This window comes from Curtobacterium sp. A7_M15 (assembly GCF_030705415.1).
Classification (GTDB): Bacteria; Actinomycetota; Actinomycetes; order Actinomycetales; family Microbacteriaceae; genus Curtobacterium.
Map to the genome: position 1 here is coordinate 12,093 of NZ_JAUZED010000077.1, position 5,036 is coordinate 17,128.

Below are 5,036 nucleotides of genomic sequence, written 5' to 3' on the forward strand. Positions count from 1 at the left end.
CGGCGGACGGGCGGCGCGGGGCGGCCCCGCACCGCGCCTCCCGTCCGCAGGTGGTCGCGTCAGTGACCCGCCGCTTCGGCACCCTCCGGCACCTTGAGGACGGACAGCACCACGAACGCGACCACGTACAGGCCGACGAACGTCCAGACCACGCCTCCGGGGCCGCCCCAGGGCAGCACGGCACTGACGACGGCGTTGCCGAGGAAGGTCGCGCCACCCGCCGCGGTGGCGTACATGGCCATCGCGGCGCCGCGACGCTCCTCGCCCGCGAAGGCGGGGACGATCGCGCCCATCGGCGTGAACCCGGCGAGCATGATGCCGAACACGGTGCCGGCGGCGGTCGCGAGCCAGAAGCCCCACTCGGAGCCGGCCGGCACGAGGTGCGGCACGTACCACCAGGCGAGGAGACCGACCGCCGAGGCCGCGATCCCGAACCACTTCACCGTGCGGATCCAGCCGATGCGGTCGCCGAGCGCGCCGAAGAACGCGTTGAACAGGATGTTGCCGGCGTAGACGATCACGGTCATGGTGAGCCACTTCGACTGCCCCCAGCCGAGCTCGGTGCCGATGATCGCGGGCATGATCACGAACATGCCGAACTCCGGGGCGGTGTTGACGAGCCGGATCAGGACCGCGAGCAGGACCTTCGGCCGCTTGACGCAGACCTCGATGCCGCTCGCGATCACCCTCGCGGCGGAGTGCGAACGCGGCGCGATCCGACCGAGGCCGGTGGGCTCGTGCACCCCGAACCGGACGATCGCCCAGCCGACCGCGACGAGGAGCAGTGACAGCGCCATCGACCAGGTCTCACCGGTGTGGCCGCCGCCGAACGCGGGGATCGTGCCGATCGCGATGAGCGAGCCGAGCGTCGGCAGGCCGCCGGTGAACACGACGTAGAACCACCCGACGGCGGTGGCGTTGCGTTCGCGGGCGACGGTGTGGTTCACCCAGCAGAGGAACGAGAAGGCGAACAGCGGGAAGCCGAGGCCCCGCAGGAAGTACGTCAGCGCGATCAGGCCGACCGACCCGGTGGGCAGTGCCGCGAGGAACGCGACCTGGAACACGACCCAGAGCACGGCGCCGATCGTCATCACCCGGCGCGGGCCCCAGAGCTCGGACAGCACGCCGGCGAAGTACGACGCGACGAGGACCGCGACGCCGTAGAGGCCGATCACCATCGCGGCGCTGTCGACCCCGCCGGAGCCCAGCGCGGCCGCGATGTGCGGCGAGATGAAGTTCGACTCGATGCCGTCACCGGTCATGAAGACCAGGACGCCGAGGAAGCCCCAGCGCAGCGGGTGCGGGATGCCGAGGCGGGCGAGGAGCCCCTCGTGGTCGGCGGCGGGCGGTGGCGCGTCGGTGCCTGACCCGGGTGCGGTGACACCGTTCGGCGGCGTCAGGGTGGTGGTGCGGGCGGTGCGGGGTTCCGACATGTGTCGTCTCTCCTGGAGGGGCCCCGGAGTGCTCGACCCGGCATCGCGGCATGTCTCCGGGGTGCGCCGCGCGCCGCGCAGCGCCCCGCCCGCGCAGTGGCTGCGGGTGGGTGCTGCGTCGGCGATGATGCGAGTCCTGTACCCGGGCCGCCCGGTGCTGTTGCCGAGGGCGGACCCGGCGGACCATCGCCGGCCCGAAGCATGGTGCCCGAGATTAGACCGCTCCAACGCCGTGCGTCAAGAACGACAACTGTTGGGTAACGATCTGGGCGCGCGGGCGGCGGAGCGGGTAGGTGGTCGTTTCGGGCACAGGTGGTCGTTTCGGGCGTAGGTGGTCGTTTTTTCTGACCGAGTACGCCCGATCTCGCTCACCACCGCGGCTGTGATGGGAAGGAACGCGTCTCGGTCAGCGCCCGGACGGGCTCTCCGGCGCCTGGTCGCGGATGACCTCGTCGAGGTGCCGTTCGACGTCGCGCTGGTCCGGCTCCGCGGCGTGCAGGACCGCGGCGTCCGTGGCCGTCACGTGCGACAACCGCCGCCACTCGGCGTCGTACAGCGCGTCGCGGTAGCCCGACGAGTGCTGGCAGGAGACGTCACGCTCGGCGACCGCGATCTCGGCGTCCTGGACGGGCGTCGACGCCAGGTTGGTCCCGTAGTCCATCTTCATCGACTGCGACGGCATCTCGCTCGGTGCTCGGGGCAGGTCGGGGACGTCGGCGTCCGCCATGCACGTGTGCCAGCGGGCCGCGGCGGCCACGACGGTCTCGTCCTCGCGGGCGGCCGTCCCGGCGAGGAAGGTCAGGCGCTTCGCGGTCATCGAGGCCCGCTGCACGCTGCCGTCCGGATCGTCGGTCCCGACGGTGCGCTCGGCCTGACGGAAGCAGCGGGTGACCGCGGACTGTGCGGCGTCGGCGAAGGCAGCGTTCCGCTCCGGGTCCTCACCCCACGCACGACGACCGTCCCGGTTCGCCCCGGCGGTCGACGGCGCGTGGTACCCGCTGGTCCGAGCGGTGTCCTCGTCGAGAGGGCGAGTCCACGACAGTGCCGGGGCCGGGTTGCCGCGCTCGGGGGTCTCCGCCGCGTCCGAAGCTGCTTCGAGGCCGTCGACGGTCGCCCACGGTGGCGGGAAGTCGATGCCCGCCTCCCGCAGGCACGGCTGCACGACGAGGTCCTCGGCGTACGCGGCTTTCTCCGACCCCGGCTGGACCCATCCGTCCAGCGGCATCGCCCAGGTGCCGACGCTCCGCTCGACGGTCGGCTCGATGGCTCGGTCCGCCGGTTCGGGGAGGGCGTGCACGACGCCTGCGCCGAGCCCCACGAGCACGAGGACGAGGGTGCCGGTCTTGGCGGCACGGCTGGTGCGCTGCATGGTTCCCCCTAGGCGCGGACGAGGCCGCGTTCGTGTGCGGTGATGACCACCTGGATCCGGTTCCGGAGTCCGAGCTTCGTGAGCACCGCGCGCACGTGGGACTTCACGGTCGCCTCGCTGAGGAACACGGCTGCGGCGATCTCCTGGTTGCTGAGCCCCTTCGCGACGAGCAGGAAGACCTCTCGCTCGCGGGCGGTCAGGGCGTCGAGGACCTCGTCACGTCGGTGGGTCTCGACGGGCACGCCCTGGGCGCGCAGGAGGTCGAGCGCCTCGGCCTCGGTCGGCGCCGGACGCCCCTCGTGCACGTCGCGGACCGTGGCCGTCACGACGTCGGGCAGCGCGTCCTTCGTGAGGAACGCCGCCGCCCCGGCCCGGAGTGCTGCGAGCACCGCGTCGTCACGTCGGATCGTGGTGAGGGCGACCACCCGGGGCCGGTCCCCGCCGGACGCAGCCAACCGGGCGAGCGTCTCGATGCCGTTCAGCACCGGCATGCGAAGGTCCAGCAGGAGGACGTCCGGCTGGACCGACGCGCACAGCGCCAGGGCCTCGGCGCCGTCGCCCGCGGTCCCGACGCACGTCATGTCGGGCTGTGCGTCCAAGAGCATCTGCATGCCCGACGCGAAGAGCCGTTGGTCGTCGGCCACCGCCACGCGGATCGAGCTCACCGGGCCGTCTCCAGCTCGCCGGCCACGACCACCGGCAGCCACGCGGTGACGACGAACTCGTGTTCCTCGTCACCGGCGCCTGCTCGCAGCCAGCCGCCGACCAGTCGTGCACGCTCCTGCATCCCCGCGATACCGGAGCCGCGGCCGTCCGCGACCACGAGCGGGACCGCCCCCGTCGACGTGACGACCACCCCGAGCCCCGGGCCGCGCCAGTCGAGGACGACCCGGACGGTCGCCGTGCGTCCCTGGTGCTTCAGCGCGTTCGTGAGGCTCTCCTGCACGATCCGGTGTGCGGCGTTCTGCGCGGCTGGTGCGAGGGAGCCGGGTTCGCCGTGCTCCTCGAGCACCGCGTCCATGCCGAGCTCGCGCATGTCCGCGACGAGGTCGGGCAGGTCCGTCAGGGCGTGTGGCATGTCCGGCCCGGCACCGTGGATCCGCTCGACGAGTGCCCGGACGTCACCGAGCGCGGAACGGCTGACCTCGGCGATGTCCTGCAACGCCCTGGAGGCGTGCTCGTCCCGCACAGCGATCGCCGCCGCCCCCTGGGCCTGCGACACCACGACGGCGAGCGAGTGCGCCAGCGAGTCGTGCACGTCGCGGGCGATCCGCGCGCGCTCCTGCTCGGCGCGCAGCTCCGCGCTCGTGACCTCGGTCTCGTGTTCGGCCCGAGCGGTCCGGACCCGCGCCAGGCCGATCCGCCACGTCGCGCCGATCGCCACGCCGACCGCCCAGGCGATCCCGCTTCCGCCGGCGATCGCGAGGGTGAGGAACACCAGGTCGGACCGCGTGCCGGCGGTGGAACCGGTCCAGCTCGCCCACACGTCCTGGTCCGCCACGGAGGGCACCACCATCGCCCAGGCAGCGGCAGCACTGCCGACGCCGAGCGCCGGGATCGCGAGCCACCGCATGAGGTCGGAGCGTCCCGCTCCCACGATGCCGGCGACGACCGCGATGGCGAGGTACTCGGGCCACACCGTCGCCTCGGGTCGCGCGAGCAGCCGCAGTGCCTGCAGGAGCGGCACGCCGGCGATCATCCCGAGGGCGGTCGCCGGCATCCAGGCGGCGAGTCCGATGGCGACGGCGAAGGCCACGAGCACGACGACGTGGTCGAGGTCCGTGCGGCTGGCCTCGGCGACGAGCCACAGCACGAGGTAGGCGGCCCCGGCGAGCGGGGCGACGAGGTGCCGTGCACGGCGACGGAGGAAGGAGCGCATGCGGCCGAGCGTAGGGGCGGTGAGCCCCGGGGAGCGAGCGCCGGGCACGGCTTTCATCCGTGTGGATGAGACGCACGCGGACGGCCTCGGAGCGCACCGCGCGTGGTCAGCGTCCGACGTCGCGGCGGTGCTGCTGGGCTGCCGCGAGGAGGTCGCGGGCTCGGTCGCTCTCGGTCTCCGCGTCGTCCCGCGCGTGCTCGAGACGCGTGACCTCGACAGCGGCCTCGGCGAGCCGGCGTTCGAGGTCGGCGCGGCGGTCCTCGGCGGCTGCGAGCGCGTCCTCGGCCGCGTCGAGCGCGGCGTCGGCATCGCGGGACTCCGTCCGTGCGGCCGTCTCGGCCTCGCGCGCGGCGCG

General features: G+C 73.3%; 5 protein-coding genes. All 5 read right to left on the reverse strand.

The annotated features are described in order from the left end of the window. Positions 1-59: 59 nt before the first annotated feature. Complete coding sequence (locus tag Q7F20_RS13340; protein ID WP_305740569.1) at positions 60-1,433, reverse strand: RbtT/DalT/CsbX family MFS transporter; 1,374 nt, start codon at positions 1,431-1,433, stop codon at positions 60-62. 406 nt (positions 1,434-1,839) lie between these two features. Continuing rightward, the gene (locus tag Q7F20_RS13345; protein WP_305740570.1) at positions 1,840-2,802 is read right to left on the reverse strand and encodes a hypothetical protein; all 963 of its coding nucleotides are present in this window, start codon (positions 2,800-2,802) and stop codon (positions 1,840-1,842) included. Between the two features lie 8 nt (positions 2,803-2,810). Continuing rightward, a complete protein-coding gene (locus Q7F20_RS13350) occupies positions 2,811-3,467 on the reverse strand; it encodes a response regulator transcription factor (RefSeq protein ID WP_305740571.1) in 657 nt (218 codons plus the stop codon). Continuing rightward, complete coding sequence (locus Q7F20_RS13355) at positions 3,464-4,681, reverse strand: sensor histidine kinase (RefSeq protein WP_305740572.1); 1,218 nt, start codon at positions 4,679-4,681, stop codon at positions 3,464-3,466. Before Q7F20_RS13355 ends, Q7F20_RS13350 begins: the two co-directional genes overlap by 4 nt. Positions 4,682-4,787: 106 nt before the next feature. Then, on the reverse strand, positions 4,788-5,036 hold a 249-nt coding region (locus Q7F20_RS13360), incomplete at its 5' end, for a hypothetical protein (RefSeq protein ID WP_305740573.1).

Coding starts and splice junctions, on each gene's coding strand:
- Q7F20_RS13355 (WP_305740572.1), bottom strand. CDS start 4,681: ATGCGCTCCTTCCTCCGTCGCCGTGCACGGCACCTCGTCGCCCCGCTC.
- Q7F20_RS13345 (WP_305740570.1), bottom strand. CDS start 2,802: ATGCAGCGCACCAGCCGTGCCGCCAAGACCGGCACCCTCGTCCTCGTG.
- Q7F20_RS13340 (WP_305740569.1), bottom strand. CDS start 1,433: ATGTCGGAACCCCGCACCGCCCGCACCACCACCCTGACGCCGCCGAAC.